Genomic DNA, 13,835 nt, shown 5'->3' on the forward strand with positions numbered 1-13,835 from the left:
AACCTCATGGGGTTGACGGAGCGCGCGTGCGCTGAAGCGGGAGCGCTGCCGCGATACGGCGGCTCCATAATCCAAAAACGACAAAAAAACGTATCAGTTTATAGGCAAAGACGCAAATTTGCGGAGAAAACCTCCCGGCGCGAGAATGAAAAAGCAGGGCGGCGGGGAAATGAGGCGCAAAAAAAGCGCTGCCCACAGGGACAGCGCCTCGTAAAAAACTGGAAGGCCGGCCTACGGATGGCACTTGGACTTGGCACAGCCGGTGAGGTCCTTCTTCAGATCAGGCTTTTCGGCCACGACCTTGGTGTGGCATTCCAGACAGGTCTGGTGCTTGAGACCGGTCTTGGTGTGGACCACATAGAAAAGGCTCTTTTCGCCCTTCTTGGCGGTCAGATCGTCATGGCAGCCTGCAGTGGCGCATTTCTGGAAGTTCTCCTTGTCCTGCACCGGGTGGTGACAGGTCACGCATTCCACTTTCTGGTGAGGGGCGTGGGGGAACATCACGGTTTTCTTGGAGCCCTTCAACTCCAGCGGCTTGTCGGGCACGGGCGGCTGGGCCGCCAGAGCGGGCAGAGCCAGGGCCAGGGTCAGGATGGCGGCGAGAAACAGGAATTTCTTCATGGCAGACTTCCTCCTTGACAAAGCGGCACATGAGAATTGAACGGAGCTTACGTCGCCGGGCATACCGTGTCAATGGGGCGCGCTGAAAACCGTTTTCAACACGCCGTCGCGGATCAGGAACGCTTCTTGTTGGCGTAGCCGCGCGGGGTCAGCAGGTAGGGGCCGAGCGCGCGGCTTTCGCTGTTGCCGATGATCAGCAGGGAGAGCATGTCCACCCGGCTTTCGTCAAAGTCGGCCAGCGCATGCACGGACACTTCCTGGCCGGGCCGGAAGGCCTTGCGCACCAGCCCCACCGGGCAGCCGGGCCGACGGAAGCGCCGGGCCTCGGCCAAGGCCTGTCCCAACTGGTACGGCCGTCCCTTGGAGCGCGGGTTGTAGATGACGCAGACGAAATCCGCTTCCAGCGCCGCGCTGAGCCGCCGCTGAATGGTTTCCCAGGGGGTGAGCAGATCGCTCAGACTGATACAGGCGAAATCGTGAGTCAGGGGCGCGCCCAGCAAAGCCGCCGCCGCGCAGACCGCGGGCACGCCGGGCACCACGTTCAGGGGGACGCGGTCAAGCAGGTCGCGCGCCTCCAGAGTTTCCAGAGCCAGCCCGGCCAGGGCGTAAACGCCGGGGTCGCCGGAGCAGACCAGGGCCGTGGGTCGTCCGGCCAGAGCCGCGTCCACGGCGGCGGCGCAGCGTTCTTCCTCATGGCGCATGCCGGTGCTGATGACGGTTTTGCCGCGCAGCAGTTCCGGCGGCGTCAGGTCCAGATAGAGCTGATACCCGGCGATGCATTGGGCCCGGTCCAGGGCCGCGCGGGCCTGGGGCGTGAGACAGCGGGCGTCGCCCGGTCCCAGGCCCACCACGTAAAGAGGCGCGTTGTTCATGCTGTTTGCGGGGTTGGGGTTACGGGAACGGCCAGGGCCACGGCTATGGTCAGGCAGCTCTGAATTGCGGTTTTGGGCAGGAGCAGGCCGGCGCTGTGCCCGTCCGCCCGCGCGGCCAGCAGGGCCGAGGCTTCACAGACGCTGAACGGCGGCTGGTTGAAACGCCGTCCGGCGGCTTCGGAAGGATTGGGCGTGGCGCAACGGGCCAGCTCCCCGGCCGGAAAGGTCCGCAGGGGAATGCGCAGCCGGGCCGCCGTCGCGCGCAGGGCGGGTTCGTCCGCTTTTTCCGTGACCGTGGCCAGGGACGCCACGGCCTGCAATTCCAGATCATGCGCGCCGCACAGTTCCGTCAGTGCGGCCAGGGCCGCGTCTTTGGGGATGCCCCGGCGGCAGCCCAGGCCCGCGTAGAGCCGGGGCACGGCCAGGCGCAGCAGGCCGGGAGACGGGGGCAGATGCCGCCAATGGGCGGCCAGCAGCGGCAAAGTTTCACGCGCGTCGTCCTCATGGTTCCAGTCTTCGGGCAGGCGCTCGAAGCGCGGCGGCAGGGCGGCGGGCAGAGCCCGGCAGGGATCCCAGAGCCGCAGGGGCCGGCCCTCCAGCAGGGCGGCCTGAGCCTGCGGCAGGCGCTCCCAGTCCAGAATGCGCAGGCCCGCGTCCCGGATCAGCAGATCCAGGGCCGCCGGCGCGATTGCCGCCTGTACCCTGTCCTGTTCGGCAGTCTGGTCCGAGGCCGTGGTAATCACCGGCGTGGCCTGCAACAGAACGGCCAGATGCCGGGCCAGAGCATTGCCCCCGCCCCAATGGCCGGAAAGCAGGCTGATGACGAAGCGCCCGGCCGGGTCCAGCACCACGACGGGAGGGTCCTGGCTTTTGTGCCGCAGCAGGGGAGCCAGCACGCGCACGGCAATGCCCGTAGCGCCTACAAAAACGTGCGCCGTGTGGCGGCGGTATTCCCGGGCCAGAAAGGCGGCCAGATCGTCAAAGGGACAGATGTCCGCCTCGGCCAGGCGGGCCGGGGCGCTGATCCGGCAGGTCGCCACGTTGCGGCCGTCAGGCGCGCACCAGGGGGCCGCGGGCAGCCGTGCGGCCAGCCGCCGGGCCAGGGGCAGGGCGTCCCGGCTCAAGGCATGGCAAAGCAGAGCGGGGACCGCCTCTGCGTCAACACAGCAGACGGTCCCCGCTTCCGATGACCTTTGGCTCAAAAAAGCACCTTGCGGGCCGCATCCAGCGCGCGGTTGAAGTCCTCGTCGCTGTGGGCGAAAGAAACCATGCCCGTCTCGAAGCCCGAGGGGGCCAGGTAGATGCCCTGAGCACGCATCTGCTTGTAAAAGCTGGTGAAAAGCTTCTGATCGCAGGCCTGGGCCTGGACAAAATCGGTCACCGGCTCCTCGCTGAAGAAGGGGCAGAACATGGAGGCCAGGGTGGGCATCTGCACCGGCACGCCCTTGGCCCGCAGAATGTCGCGCAGGGCTTCGGCAAAGGCGCGGGTGCGGGCTTCCAGGGCGTCGTAGTCCAGGGTCTTCAGCCGGCGCAGGGTGGCCAGACCGGCGGCCATGGCCAGCGGATTGCCGGACAGGGTGCCCGCCTGGTAGACCTCGCCCTGCGGAGCAACGTGCTCCATGAAGCGGCGCTTGCCGCCGAACGCGCCCACAGGCAGGCCGCCGCCGATGATCTTGCCGAAGGTGGTCAGGTCCGGATCAATGTTGAAGCGGGCCTGAGCGCCGCCGAAGGCCGCGCGGAAGCCGGTGATCACCTCGTCGAAAATCAGCAGGCTGCCGTACTGGTCGGCCAGGGCGCGCAGCCCTTCCAGAAAGCCGGGCTTGGGGAGGACCAGACCCATGTTGGCGGCCACGGGCTCCACAATAACGGCAGCGATGTCCGCGCCGTGTCTGGCGAAGCATTCCTTGACCGCGTCCAGGTCATTGTAGGGAGCCAGAAGGGTGTCGGCCACCACCGCCGGGGGCACGCCGGGCGTGCCGGGGAGGGAGAAGGTGGCCACGCCGGAACCGGCGGCGGCCAGGAAGGGATCGGCATGGCCGTGATAGCAGCCGATGAATTTGAGCAGCTTGTGGCGTTTGGTCACGCCGCGCGCCAGGCGCAGGGCGCTCATGGTGGCCTCGGTGCCGGAATTGACCATGCGCACCATTTCCAGGCCGGGCATGGCCGCCACCACTTCGGCGGCCAGAGCCACCTCGTCCGGGCAGGGCGCGCCGTAGCTGGTGCCGCGCCCGGCCGCCTCGCGCAGGGCCGCGGTCACCGAAGCCTCGTCATGGCCCAGGATCATGGGCCCCCAGGACAGCACGAAGTCGATGTATTCCCGGCCGTCCACGTCCGTGAGGCGGCAGCCGTGGGCTTCGGCGATGAACAGGGGCAGGCTGTCCACATTATGGCAGGCCCGCACCGGGCTGTTGACCCCGCCGGGGATCAGCGCGCAGGCTTTTTCAAACAACTGGCGGGAAAGGTCGTCCATATATGTCTCTCCTTGCGGCTCTGGCGGCGGGCGTCAGGCGAAATAGGTCATGGAAATTTTTTTCAGTTCCTTGAGGCTGCGCAGGATGGCGTACTCTTTGAGCGGCCAGGAGCGCAGCAGATCGTCCACCACGCCGAGGCATTCCGCTTCGCTGCGGCCGTGCACCATGGTGTAGAGGGTGTACGGCCAGTCCGGCGCGGAGCTGGGGCGGTAGTAGACGTGGGAAATATGGTCGTGTTCGGCGGCGATGCGCCCGCAGGCGTCCACCGCCGCCTCGTCCGCCTTCCAGGCCACCATGGCGTTGTGCGTCCAGCCGGTTTTCTGATGCTTGATGCTGGCGCCGAAGCGGCGGATGGCGCCGGAGGCTTTCAGGCGGGTCAGCAGTTCCAGCACTTCGGCTTCGCTGATGCCCGCCTCGCGGGCCATGTCGGCATAGGGGGTGAGCGTGTCCGGCAGATCGGCCTGGACGATGCGCAGGACGGCGCGTTCGGCTTCGCTGAACTGGTGACTCATGGGCGGTCTCCGGCTGGGGTGGAAATGACGCGGCCGCGCCCGCCGGACAAGGCGGCGGACACGGCCGGAAAAACACTGTGCCTGATCAGCGGATGCGCCGCTACCGTTTGAAGGAGCGGGCGAAAAGATCCTGAATGGCGATGCGGCCGTTGTCCTCCAGAAAGCGCGTGCCCGTGGCGGCGAAGTGGGCGTGCTCGATAACCGGCTTTTCCACCTCGTTCCAGCTGTCTTTCTGCCAGCTGAACCAGGTGCCGCGCGGCTGGTCGAAGACCAGCAGGGGCTTGTTGCAGATCTTGGCGAATTCCGCTCCCCAGCCCGTGCCGCCCTTGACCGTGTCGTCGGGCTGGATGGCGCCCACCACGATGATCTGCTCGCCGCTGCTGACCTGCCAGCAGATGGATTGCAGCACCTTGCGGAAAATGGGCGCGCGGGTGTACTCGCGGTTCATCAGTTTGGAAACGTAGGTCAGGCTGACGTCCTTGAGGGCCAGTTCCTCAGAGGTGAGCACGCGCACGCCGCGGTTCCGCTCAATCGGGTGGCCTTCAAAGCTGTAGTTCACTTCCTCAATGCCCCAGCTTTCCGCCAGGGAGCCAAAAAACTGTTCCGTTCCGGCAGCGCCGCCGCTGTAGAGAACACATTGATTGGGGTTGAGCATGCTTGCCTCCTCAAAAAGATATGTGACGCCGGACACTCAGGCAATTTCCCGGCGGGAAGAGCTTTCCCCGGCGGGGCGGCAGCGTCAATACGGGCATCATGGCAGAATTTGCGCCGCACGGCAAGGCGGCCCGCCAAAGAAAAGCCGCGTCCGGCGCTTCCGCGCGGGGCGGCTTACCAGGCTTCCCGATACAGCCGGGCGATGTCTTCGGGACCAGCTTCGCGGGGATTGTTGGCCGGGCTGCCACTGGCCAGGGCCTCACGCACCATGGTCTCGCACTGCGCGTCCAGCTCCTCCCTGCCGACGCGTTCACGCAGACGCGGAATTTTCAGCCGTGCCGCAAGATCATCCAGCAGGGGCGGCAGGAGCGCGGCGGCCATGTCGTCGCAGCCCGCCGCATCTCCACCCATGGCTCGCGCCAGCTGGGCATAGCCGTGAGGATCGCCGGAGAGGGAAAAGGCCGTAACCGTTTTCAACAGCATGGCGTTGCTCAGGCCGTGCGGCACGCCGAATTTTGCGCCCAGAGGCCGGGCCATGCCGTGGACCAGAGCCACGGAGCTGTTGGCAAAGGCCAGTCCCGCCTCCAGCGCGCCCAGCAGGCATTCGCGCCTGGCTTCGGCGTCGTCGGGCCGCTCCCAGGCCAGGGGCAGAAAGCGGACCAGCCGCGCGGCGGCCCGCAGGGACAGTGGAATGGTCATTTCCGTGGCCTTGCGGGACACGCGGGACTCAATGGCGTGGGTCAGGGCGTCCATACCGGTGGCCGCCGTGAGCGACGGCGGCATGCTGAGGGTCAGCAGCGGGTCGAGGATCGCGGCTTCCGGCACCAGCGTCGGGGAGCCGATGAGCAGTTTTTCCTGACTAGCCGCGTCAATGATGATCGTGTTGCCGGAAACTTCACTGCCCGAACCGGCGGTGGTGGGCAGGGCGAAGATCGGCGGTCCGGGCCTGGGGGACGCGTCCTTGCGGGCGTAGTCCCTCGGGTTGCCGTTGTTGGCGTGCAGCAGGCTCACGGCCTTGGCCAGATCCATGGGGCCGCCGCCCCCGCAGGCCACCAGGGCTGCGCAGTCCTCGCGGCGGAACAGGGCCAGGGCTTCGTCCGCATGTCGGCTGGTGGGTTCCCCGCTGGTTTCGGCGTAAAGCGCAAAGGGCACGCCCGCCTTTCGCAGGGATTGCAGCACCGGCTCCACCACGCCGGTGCGCAGCAGAACCGGACCTGTGACCAGCAGAACCTTGCCGGAAGTCCGGCCTTTGACCAATGCGCCGATGCGCGCGGCCTTGCCCTCGCCGAAGGCGATCAGGACGGGCGTCCGGAAATTCCAGGCATGCATTGCTTTCTCCGTCGGAATTATCTGCCGTAGCGGGCTGTCAGCGTGGCCTTGCCCAGCACCTTGCCCTCAAGCTCCAGGGCGTGAAGCGCGAAGCCCACCTGGGCCGGCATGGCCGTGGCGTCCATGTCGAGACGCGGCGTCGCCAGGGCGTAGAGTGTGAAAATATAGCGGTGGGGCTTGTCGCCGGGAGGCGGGCAGGCCCCGCCGTAGCCGGGCGCGCCGAAATCGGTGAGCGATTCCACGGTTCCCCTGGGCAGCCTGCCCGCGGCCGCGGCCTGAAGCGGCAGGGAACGGGACGCGGCCGGGATGTCGAAGACGACCCAGTGCCACCAGCCGCTGCCTGTGGGCGCGTCCGGATCATAGACCGTGAGCGCGAAGCTTTTGGCGCCCTTGGGCGGATTGCTCCAGTTCAGGGCCGGGGAGACGTTTTTACCCGTGCAGCCGAAACCGTTGAAGACCTGCTCCTGCCCGAGAAAGGCTCCATCGGAGATTTGCGGGCTGGTCAGGCGGAAGTCGCCGGCGGCGCGGGCCTGACCGGCGGTCAGCGCGCACAGGGCCAGAAGGAACGGGGCGGCAAAGAGCAGTCTGCGCATGCGAACTCCAGGGGCTGAAGTCGTGGGCGGAAAACAGAAACGCCCCGGCGGACGGACCTGCCGGGGCGTTTGGGAGACCCGTCGGAATGCCCTAGTAACGGGGCTGACGCGGCGCCCTGGGTTTAGCTTCGTTGACGCGCAAGGTGCGGCCGCCAAAGCTGAAGTTGTCCAGAGCTTCAATGGCGGCATCGGCTTCGCCGTCCTCCATTTCCACAAAACCGAACCCGCGGGCGCGGCCGGTTTCCCTGTCGCTGATGAGTTTCACGGACAGGACGCTGCCGTATTCGGCAAAAAGATCCTGAACCTGTTCTTCGTTAGCCGACCAGGGAAGGTTTCCGACATAAATGGACTTGGACATGAAACACCCTCTCAAAAAAAACAATCTTCCCGCGCATCCTTCCGACAAAACGTATCGCCGGTACGCGGCCCTTGTGAGGACAAAAGCATGCTTTGCGCTGCTTGTCAACGAAACTGCATAAAAAAGTTATGATTGGATGTTTTTGCGGGGTACATTCAGCCCGTTGTCCGTCCGTCATGCCTTGTCGCACGGGCCTTCGCGCGGAATTTCACGGAACGCTGGAGAAAAATTGAGGAAAAGTCTAAAAAAGAAAGCCAAGCATCGCGCTGGGGCATGTTACAGAACTGCAAGATAATCGGTAAGGCGTATCACAGTGTCAATATAGTGGTTGATTGCTCAATTTGTATGTTTCGACACAGGCTCAACGTTTTTTCTGTCCGGGGAACCGGGCGCGCCCGCCGGGCTTCAGCCGGAAAAGCGGCGCCGCGCGGACGCGCTTCAGCAATCGCGCAAAGGATGCTGCGGCTGAAGGCTGAGGATGCCTCGTCGTCAAACGGCAACGGCAGGCCTGACAATACCGGAACAGTCTGCGCGGATCAGCTCTGACTCTCCGAGGGCGGCGGCGACCAGTCCGGCGCGATGTCTTCGAAAGAGGTGTAGGGTGAGATATACATGAGCTCGGCCATGCCCACCGGGCCGTTGCGCTGTTTGCCGATGATGATTTCGGCCACGCCCTGGGGGGGGCGCTCGGAGGGCTTCTGGAACTTGTAGACGTCGTCACGGTAGACGAACATGATCACGTCCGCATCCTGCTCAATGGCCCCGGATTCGCGCAGGTCCGAGAGCATGGGGCGCTTGTCCCCGCGTTCCTCCACCTTGCGGTTGAGCTGGGAAAGGGCCACCACCGGCACGTACATTTCCTTGGCCAGGCCTTTGAGCGAGCGGGAGATGTCCGAAATTTCCAGTTCGCGCGAATCCGTACGGCGGCTGGTGCGCATGAGCTGAAGATAGTCCACCACCACCAGGCCCAGACCTTTTTCAGCCTTGAGGCGGCGGGCGCGGGCGCGCAGTTCCAGCGTGGTCAGGGCCGGGGTGTCGTCAATGAAGATGGGCGCGCGGGCCACCACGTCGGCGGCAGTGTACAGGCGCTGCCAGTCGTCGTCGCTGAGCAGGGAGGGCCGCCGTAGTTTGGAGAGATCCACCTTCCCCCAGACGGCCAGCATGCGCTGCATGAGCTGTTCCTTGCTCATTTCCAGGGAGAAGACCGCCACCGGCACGTTCTGGCGCACGGCCGCGTTGAGCGCCATGCAGAGCGAAAAAGCCGTCTTGCCCATACTGGGACGCGCGGCCACGATGATCAGATCCGAAGGCTGAAGCCCGGCGGTGAGCTTGTCCAGACGGGTGTAGCCCGTGGTCACGCCGGTGATCACGTCCTTGGAGTCGGCCAGCTTGGAGAGATTTTCAAAAACTTTGTCCAGCAGATCCTTGGTCGGCGTAAAGTCGCGGCTTGAGGTGCGCTGGGATATGGAAAAAACCGCCTGCTCGGATTCGTCCAGCAGGGCGGCCACTTCGCGCGAGGCGTCGTAACAGTTGCCGATGATGCCGGAACAGACTTCGATGAGCCCGCGTTGCAGGGCCTTGTCGCGCACGATGGTGGCGTAATATTCAGCATTGGCCCCGGAAACCACGGCCTGGGCCAGATCGGCCAGATAAACCGCGCCGCCCGCGTCCTCCATCTCATTGCGGCTCTTGAGATGCTCGGCCGTGGAAATGAGATCGATGGGGGCGGATTTGCGGTAGAGTTCCAGAAAGGCGCGGAAGATGATGGTGTGGGCGGGCAGGTAAAAATCGTTCTCGGTCAGCATGTCCACAATGCTGTGCATGAGCTGGGGCCGCATCAGCACGCCGCCCAGCACGGCCTGCTCGGCCTCGGCGCTGTGCGGCGGCACGCGGCGCAGCAGATCGGCTTCCGCCGCGCGGGCGGCCGCGCCGGGTTGAGAACCCCTGCCGCCCGTTCTGGAAGACGAGCCGCCCCCGGCCTCGCGGCCGGGGGCGGTCATGCTGTCATGGGGAGAAGCCACGTTGCGCCTACTGGGCGGCCTCGGCCTGGGTTTCTTCAACCTGGGCTTCGACCGCCGCTTCCACGATGACTTCCTCTTCCTCGGGCTGGTGATCGGAAATCACCTTCACCGGCACCACCGCGATGACGCTGGCGTGCAGGCGGATACGCACCGGGTGTTCGCCCAGTGTGCGGATGGGCGCGTCCATCAGGATGCGGCGGCGGTCCACGTCCACACCCAGAGCGGCGAGGGCGTCGCCGATGATGGTGGAGGTCACCGAGCCGTAAAGTTTGTCGTTTTCGCCCACATGCATGGGAATGACGACTTCCAGGGCTTCCAGGCGGGCCTGTACGCTCTGGGCGTCGGCGCGCAGGGCGTCCATACGGGCCTGGAGTTTTTTGCGTTCCTGTTCAAAAACTTTCAGGTTGGCTTCACTGGCCACCATAGCCAGGCCCTGCGGCAACAGAAAGTTGCGGCCGTAACCGGGCTTGACGTTGACCACCTCGCCAAGGGTGCCGAGATTTTCCACATCGGCGCGAAGTATCAGTTTCATATGCGCCCCCTTAGATCATGCTCTTTTTCTTGACGACGGAGTCGTGCGTGGCGGTGTAAATGAGCAGAGCCATCTGGCGGGCGCGTTTGATTTCGCGGGTCAGCAGGCGCTGGTGATGGGCGCAGGTGCCCGTGATGCGCCGGGCGATGATCTTGCCGCGCTCGGTGATGAAGTCGCGCAGGATGTCGGGACGCTTGTAGTTCAGGGGCAGTTCCTTGTCGGCGCAGAAGCGGCAGAACTTGCGGCGCGGGGCAAATTTCTTCTTGAAGGCCATTTAGGCAACCTCCCCGGCCACTTCGTCGGCCAGCTTGACGGTCACGAACTTGAAGATGCCGTCGGTGATCCGGATATTACGTTCCAGCTCGGCCACCAGGGCGGCCGGGGCGTCGTACACCAGGCGCACGTAATAGCCGCGCATCAGCTTGTGCACGGGATAGGCCAGATCACGCATACCCCAGTGATCCACTTCCGTCATGACGCCCCCTTCGCGCTCGATAACCGTCACAAGAGCGTTGAGAATGCCCTCGCGGTTTTCGGCGGAAAGCTCCGGCGACAGGAGCAGCAGGGTTTCGAATTTCCGCATTGTTGTTCTCCTTTTGGATTGGCAGCCCGCGCGCTCCGGCGCGAGCAAGGAAGAAGCTGTATACAGAGGGGAGGACGGGGTGTCAAGCCCGAAGAACGCCGCGCTCAGTGGCGGCGCGGCAAAAGATCGGCTCAGGCCGTCTGCTCGCCGTTCTTTTCCACCAGGATGCCGTAGTCATTGTTGACCCAGTCCAGAATAGCGGCCACGCCGTCCTTGCCCACCGGCTTCCAGCCGGGGGGCGCGATTTCGTCGCTGGCTTCCCAGAGCTTTATGAACTGGAGGCGCAGGGTCAGGCGGCGCAGAATGATGCTGTAGGCGCTTTCCACGCATTTGCAGACCGTCAGCGCGCTTAAGTGCTTATTGCTGCTTTTGTACAGGGAAACCAGCAGCATGAGCTCTTTGCCGTCCATGTTGTTGAATTCTTCGAGGAATTCAATCTTGTCCAGCTGCACCCTGGCGCCGCCGGCGGAAATGTTGATCAGGCGCAGCTGGGACGGGCAGCCTTCGCGGTAGGTATAGTCCGGGGTGCCGAACTGGAACTGGTTCTCGGGCAGCCGGCTGAAGGGCAACCAGAGCCCGGCCGCCTTGATCATGCCGGAACCGGGATAGACGCGCTCGTGTTTGCGCAGTTCCCGCTGGATATACTGGAGCGGCATGCAGATCTGGATTTCGCAGGCTTTGGTTTCCTTGTTGATGGCGTTGCTGATGATCCGGCTTTTGCACAAAAAACCGTAGCGGGCCGTGGACGGCGGCAACTTGAGATCATTGACGATCACATCATAAGGCAGCTTGAAATAGATGCTGCATTTTTCGTTGTTGAGAATGTCGGGCAGGAAATTTTTACGGGATCTGAGAAGAATGCGGTTTTTTTTGACCGCCTTGATGTAGCAGATGACATTTTCCAGTTGTCGCTGGCGGTCCACGAAAAAAAGACTGACCCCGGCGTCGTGCTTGAACGCGGCATTGATGACGGTGTACGGACGCGGCTGGCGATGGGGTGCGGCGGTCGTAAAAATATTTTTGATTGAGTCCCATATGGGCATTGCACTCTTCCTCTTGCATACGGCGGACATAATCAGGCCCGGCAATGCCGCTATGGTCGCACGACCCGCCGTGAGAGACAATATGAATTGGCCGCGCCCTTGTCAAATGGCGCGCGCTTTTTTACAACCCGTCGGCAATGGCGGCTCAGAGATAGACGCGCGGATTGGTGCTGCCCATCAGGCAGAGGATTTCGTAGGGAATGGTGCCCAGCTCGTCGGCCATTTCCTGCGCGGTGACCGGACGCTGGCCCGGCGCGGCGGGGCCGCCCAGAATCCAGGCTGTGTCCCCGGTCCGCACGTCCGGCAGGGCGGAGACGTCCGCCATGACCATGCCCATGCAGACCCGGCCCACCTGCGGGACGCGGCGGCCGTTGATCAGCAGGTCAATGCGGTTGGAGAGGCCTCGGGCAAAGCCTGTGGCGTAACCGGCGGCCACCACGGCCACGGTGGTGTCGCGGGGCGCGGTGAAGCTGCGCCCGTAGGAAACGCTCTGCCCGGCCCTGAGCCGCCGAACCCGCAGGACCGGAGCGCTGACGCTCATGACCCATTCCAGGTCCGCGCCCAGAGCTTCCCTGGCGGTGTTGGCAAAGGAATTGCCGCCGTACAGGGCCAGGCCGGGGCGGCAGGCCTCGTAGCGGGTTGCGGGCAGGCCCAGGGCCGCCGGGGAATTGCCCAGCGAGCGCGCGATGCCGGGAAAAGCCTCGCGCAGGACGGCGCACATGGCGGCGAAGTGTTCGATCTGGGCCTGGGTATAGGCGTCCTCTTCCGGCATATCGGCGCAGGAGAGGTGCGAAAGCGCCAGCACGGGCGTAATCCGGGGAAAGCGGCGCAGACTTTCCAGAAGCGCGGGCAGATCCTCGGCGGAAAAGCCCAGGCGGCTCATGCCGGTTTCGCACTTGACGGCCACGCGCAGGGGGCGGTCCGCCGGACAGCAGGCCGCCGCTTTTTCAATATCCTCAAAGTCCGCCAGCAGGGGGGTCAGGTCCAGGGCCACGGCGGCCTGCCAGTCTTCCGGGCTGACGGCCCCCAACAGCGGCACGATGCCCTGGCCCAGCCCGGCCTCGCGCAGGGCCGCGCCCTCGCTCACCGTGCCCACGGCGAAGCGCCGGGCTCCGGCCTGATCCAGGGCGCGGGCCACGGGCAACAGGCCGTGGCCGTAGGCGTCGGATTTGATGACCGGCATGATGGAGGCGGGATCGCCCAGACGGGAGAAATTGCGCCGCAGGGCGGCGAGATCAATATGGCAACGTGACGGCGTGACGGTATAAGCGCTCATAGATGCTCCGTAAAACAGCGACGCCGGTCGCGGGCCGTGAAAGCGGGTTTCCGGCAATAGGCTTTGTTCTGGTCATGCTGAAACCGGTTCGTCTGGCAAAATGTCTTTACTCATCAAATGTTATGAGATAGCCGTTTCTCTCCATCCATGAGCACACGCCGTTCACGCCCTGATCGCCGAACTCCAGCAGTTCGGGCGAAACAGGCCGTAAATCCTTGTAATACGTGGCCACAAAACGGCTGATAAAATCTTTGAGCGCCGGATAATCAGACTTTTTAAAAAAGCTGCACAGGTTCTTGTTGGGCATGACGGCATACAGTGGCCAGCCGAAATGCGGGCTTGCCCAGGCTTTGAAGGATGGGGCCAGCAGCAGGGCCGCCTTGAGCGATGCGTCGCTGACAAGAAAAGAACCCAGCGCGCAGCCCTCGACTCTGTCGATCTCCAGTTCCGTTTTCGCCAGCAGCCGGTCGCCGTTCTCCATGGCCCGTCGGTTAACCTCATCCTCGTTCACGCCCCACTCGTCGAGCATGGCCTGCGTGATCCAGATATTGCTGCCGGGCGTATCCAGAATGTAATGGCGCAAACAGTAGCCCGTCACCTCCCTGGCGAAAGGCGGATCACATTTTGTAAATGCGGGGTGCAGGGAATAATAGATGCTCTCGCGGGCGCTTTTCCACGCGATTGAATCATGGGAAGCCAGAGAGGCCACGATGGTGTTCACGAAATGATTGACCGCATTTTCGTCGCGTGTTTCGTAATAATGCTCCACCAAGTGAATAAGGCTGATCAGCGCGGTTTGGCCCTCGGCGTTTTGAACCACCAACTCGCCGCTTTCGGGGCGCGTCTCGCTCACCGTGATGCCCCGCGTTTGAAAAAGCGCCAGAGTCTCGTTCAGGATCTTGTCGCCGATCTGGCTGAATTCGCTCATGCCGGTTTCTCTTGGTTAAAGAATGACTGCCTGATTCAAAAA

16 protein-coding genes are annotated in these 13,835 nt (G+C 64.0%); all 16 read right to left on the bottom strand.

Annotation, left to right across the window (positions count from 1 at the left end):
- Positions 1 to 231: 231 nt before the first annotated feature.
- The 16 genes from FYJ44_RS03670 to FYJ44_RS03745 all read right to left on the bottom strand — a co-directional run bounded on the left by FYJ44_RS03670 (position 232) and on the right by FYJ44_RS03745 (position 13,793).
- Positions 232 to 621, bottom strand: coding sequence for a cytochrome c3 family protein (locus FYJ44_RS03670; RefSeq protein WP_154509247.1), 390 nt, complete (start codon positions 619 to 621; stop codon positions 232 to 234).
- Positions 622 to 734: 113 nt separating this feature from the next.
- On the bottom strand, positions 735 to 1,493 hold the full coding sequence (gene cobJ, locus FYJ44_RS03675) for a precorrin-3B C(17)-methyltransferase (protein ID WP_154509249.1): 759 nt from the start codon (positions 1,491 to 1,493) through the stop codon (positions 735 to 737).
- Positions 1,490 to 2,695: a cobalt-precorrin 5A hydrolase gene (locus tag FYJ44_RS03680; protein WP_229772475.1), complete on the bottom strand. Its 1,206-nt coding sequence runs from the start codon at positions 2,693 to 2,695 to the stop codon at positions 1,490 to 1,492. The genes cobJ and FYJ44_RS03680 overlap by 4 nt, the downstream gene beginning before the upstream one ends.
- Entirely contained in the window at positions 2,692 to 3,963 is a 1,272-nt protein-coding gene (gene hemL / locus FYJ44_RS03685) for a glutamate-1-semialdehyde 2,1-aminomutase (protein ID WP_154509251.1), read from the bottom strand. Before hemL ends, FYJ44_RS03680 begins: the two co-directional genes overlap by 4 nt.
- 33 nt (positions 3,964 to 3,996) lie before the next feature.
- A complete protein-coding gene (ahbB, locus tag FYJ44_RS03690; protein ID WP_154509253.1) occupies positions 3,997 to 4,476 on the bottom strand; it encodes a siroheme decarboxylase subunit beta in 480 nt (159 codons plus the stop codon).
- Positions 4,477 to 4,576: 100 nt separating this feature from the next.
- Complete coding sequence (locus FYJ44_RS03695) at positions 4,577 to 5,131, bottom strand: hypothetical protein (RefSeq protein ID WP_154509255.1); 555 nt, start codon at positions 5,129 to 5,131, stop codon at positions 4,577 to 4,579.
- A gap of 173 nt (positions 5,132 to 5,304) precedes the next feature.
- Positions 5,305 to 6,459, bottom strand: coding sequence for an iron-containing alcohol dehydrogenase (locus FYJ44_RS03700; protein ID WP_154509257.1), 1,155 nt, complete (start codon positions 6,457 to 6,459; stop codon positions 5,305 to 5,307).
- Between the two features lie 17 nt (positions 6,460 to 6,476).
- Positions 6,477 to 7,052: a YbhB/YbcL family Raf kinase inhibitor-like protein gene (locus FYJ44_RS03705; protein WP_154509259.1), complete on the bottom strand. Its 576-nt coding sequence runs from the start codon at positions 7,050 to 7,052 to the stop codon at positions 6,477 to 6,479.
- 91 nt (positions 7,053 to 7,143) lie between these two features.
- On the bottom strand, positions 7,144 to 7,410 hold the full coding sequence (locus FYJ44_RS03710) for an RNA-binding regulator (protein ID WP_027719575.1): 267 nt from the start codon (positions 7,408 to 7,410) through the stop codon (positions 7,144 to 7,146).
- A 536-nt stretch (positions 7,411 to 7,946) separates the two neighbouring features.
- Positions 7,947 to 9,410: a replicative DNA helicase gene (dnaB, locus tag FYJ44_RS03715; RefSeq protein WP_229772487.1), complete on the bottom strand. Its 1,464-nt coding sequence runs from the start codon at positions 9,408 to 9,410 to the stop codon at positions 7,947 to 7,949.
- A 28-nt stretch (positions 9,411 to 9,438) separates the two neighbouring features.
- Positions 9,439 to 9,963 (bottom strand): 50S ribosomal protein L9, encoded by a 525-nt coding sequence (gene rplI / locus FYJ44_RS03720; RefSeq protein ID WP_154509261.1) that lies wholly within the window; start codon positions 9,961 to 9,963, stop codon positions 9,439 to 9,441.
- 10 nt (positions 9,964 to 9,973) lie between these two features.
- On the bottom strand, positions 9,974 to 10,237 hold the full coding sequence (gene rpsR, locus FYJ44_RS03725; protein WP_008683560.1) for a 30S ribosomal protein S18: 264 nt from the start codon (positions 10,235 to 10,237) through the stop codon (positions 9,974 to 9,976).
- Positions 10,238 to 10,546: a 30S ribosomal protein S6 gene (gene rpsF / locus FYJ44_RS03730; RefSeq protein ID WP_128718377.1), complete on the bottom strand. Its 309-nt coding sequence runs from the start codon at positions 10,544 to 10,546 to the stop codon at positions 10,238 to 10,240.
- Between the two features lie 131 nt (positions 10,547 to 10,677).
- Entirely contained in the window at positions 10,678 to 11,589 is a 912-nt protein-coding gene (locus FYJ44_RS03735) for a hypothetical protein (protein ID WP_154509263.1), read from the bottom strand.
- Between the two features lie 145 nt (positions 11,590 to 11,734).
- A complete protein-coding gene (gene alr, locus FYJ44_RS03740; protein ID WP_154509265.1) occupies positions 11,735 to 12,865 on the bottom strand; it encodes an alanine racemase in 1,131 nt (376 codons plus the stop codon).
- A 106-nt stretch (positions 12,866 to 12,971) separates the two neighbouring features.
- The gene (locus tag FYJ44_RS03745) at positions 12,972 to 13,793 is read right to left on the bottom strand and encodes a DUF1444 domain-containing protein (protein WP_154509267.1); all 822 of its coding nucleotides are present in this window, start codon (positions 13,791 to 13,793) and stop codon (positions 12,972 to 12,974) included.
- Positions 13,794 to 13,835: the final 42 nt, after the last annotated feature.

This window comes from Desulfovibrio porci (assembly GCF_009696265.1).
Lineage (GTDB): Bacteria > Desulfobacterota > Desulfovibrionia > Desulfovibrionales > Desulfovibrionaceae > Desulfovibrio > Desulfovibrio porci.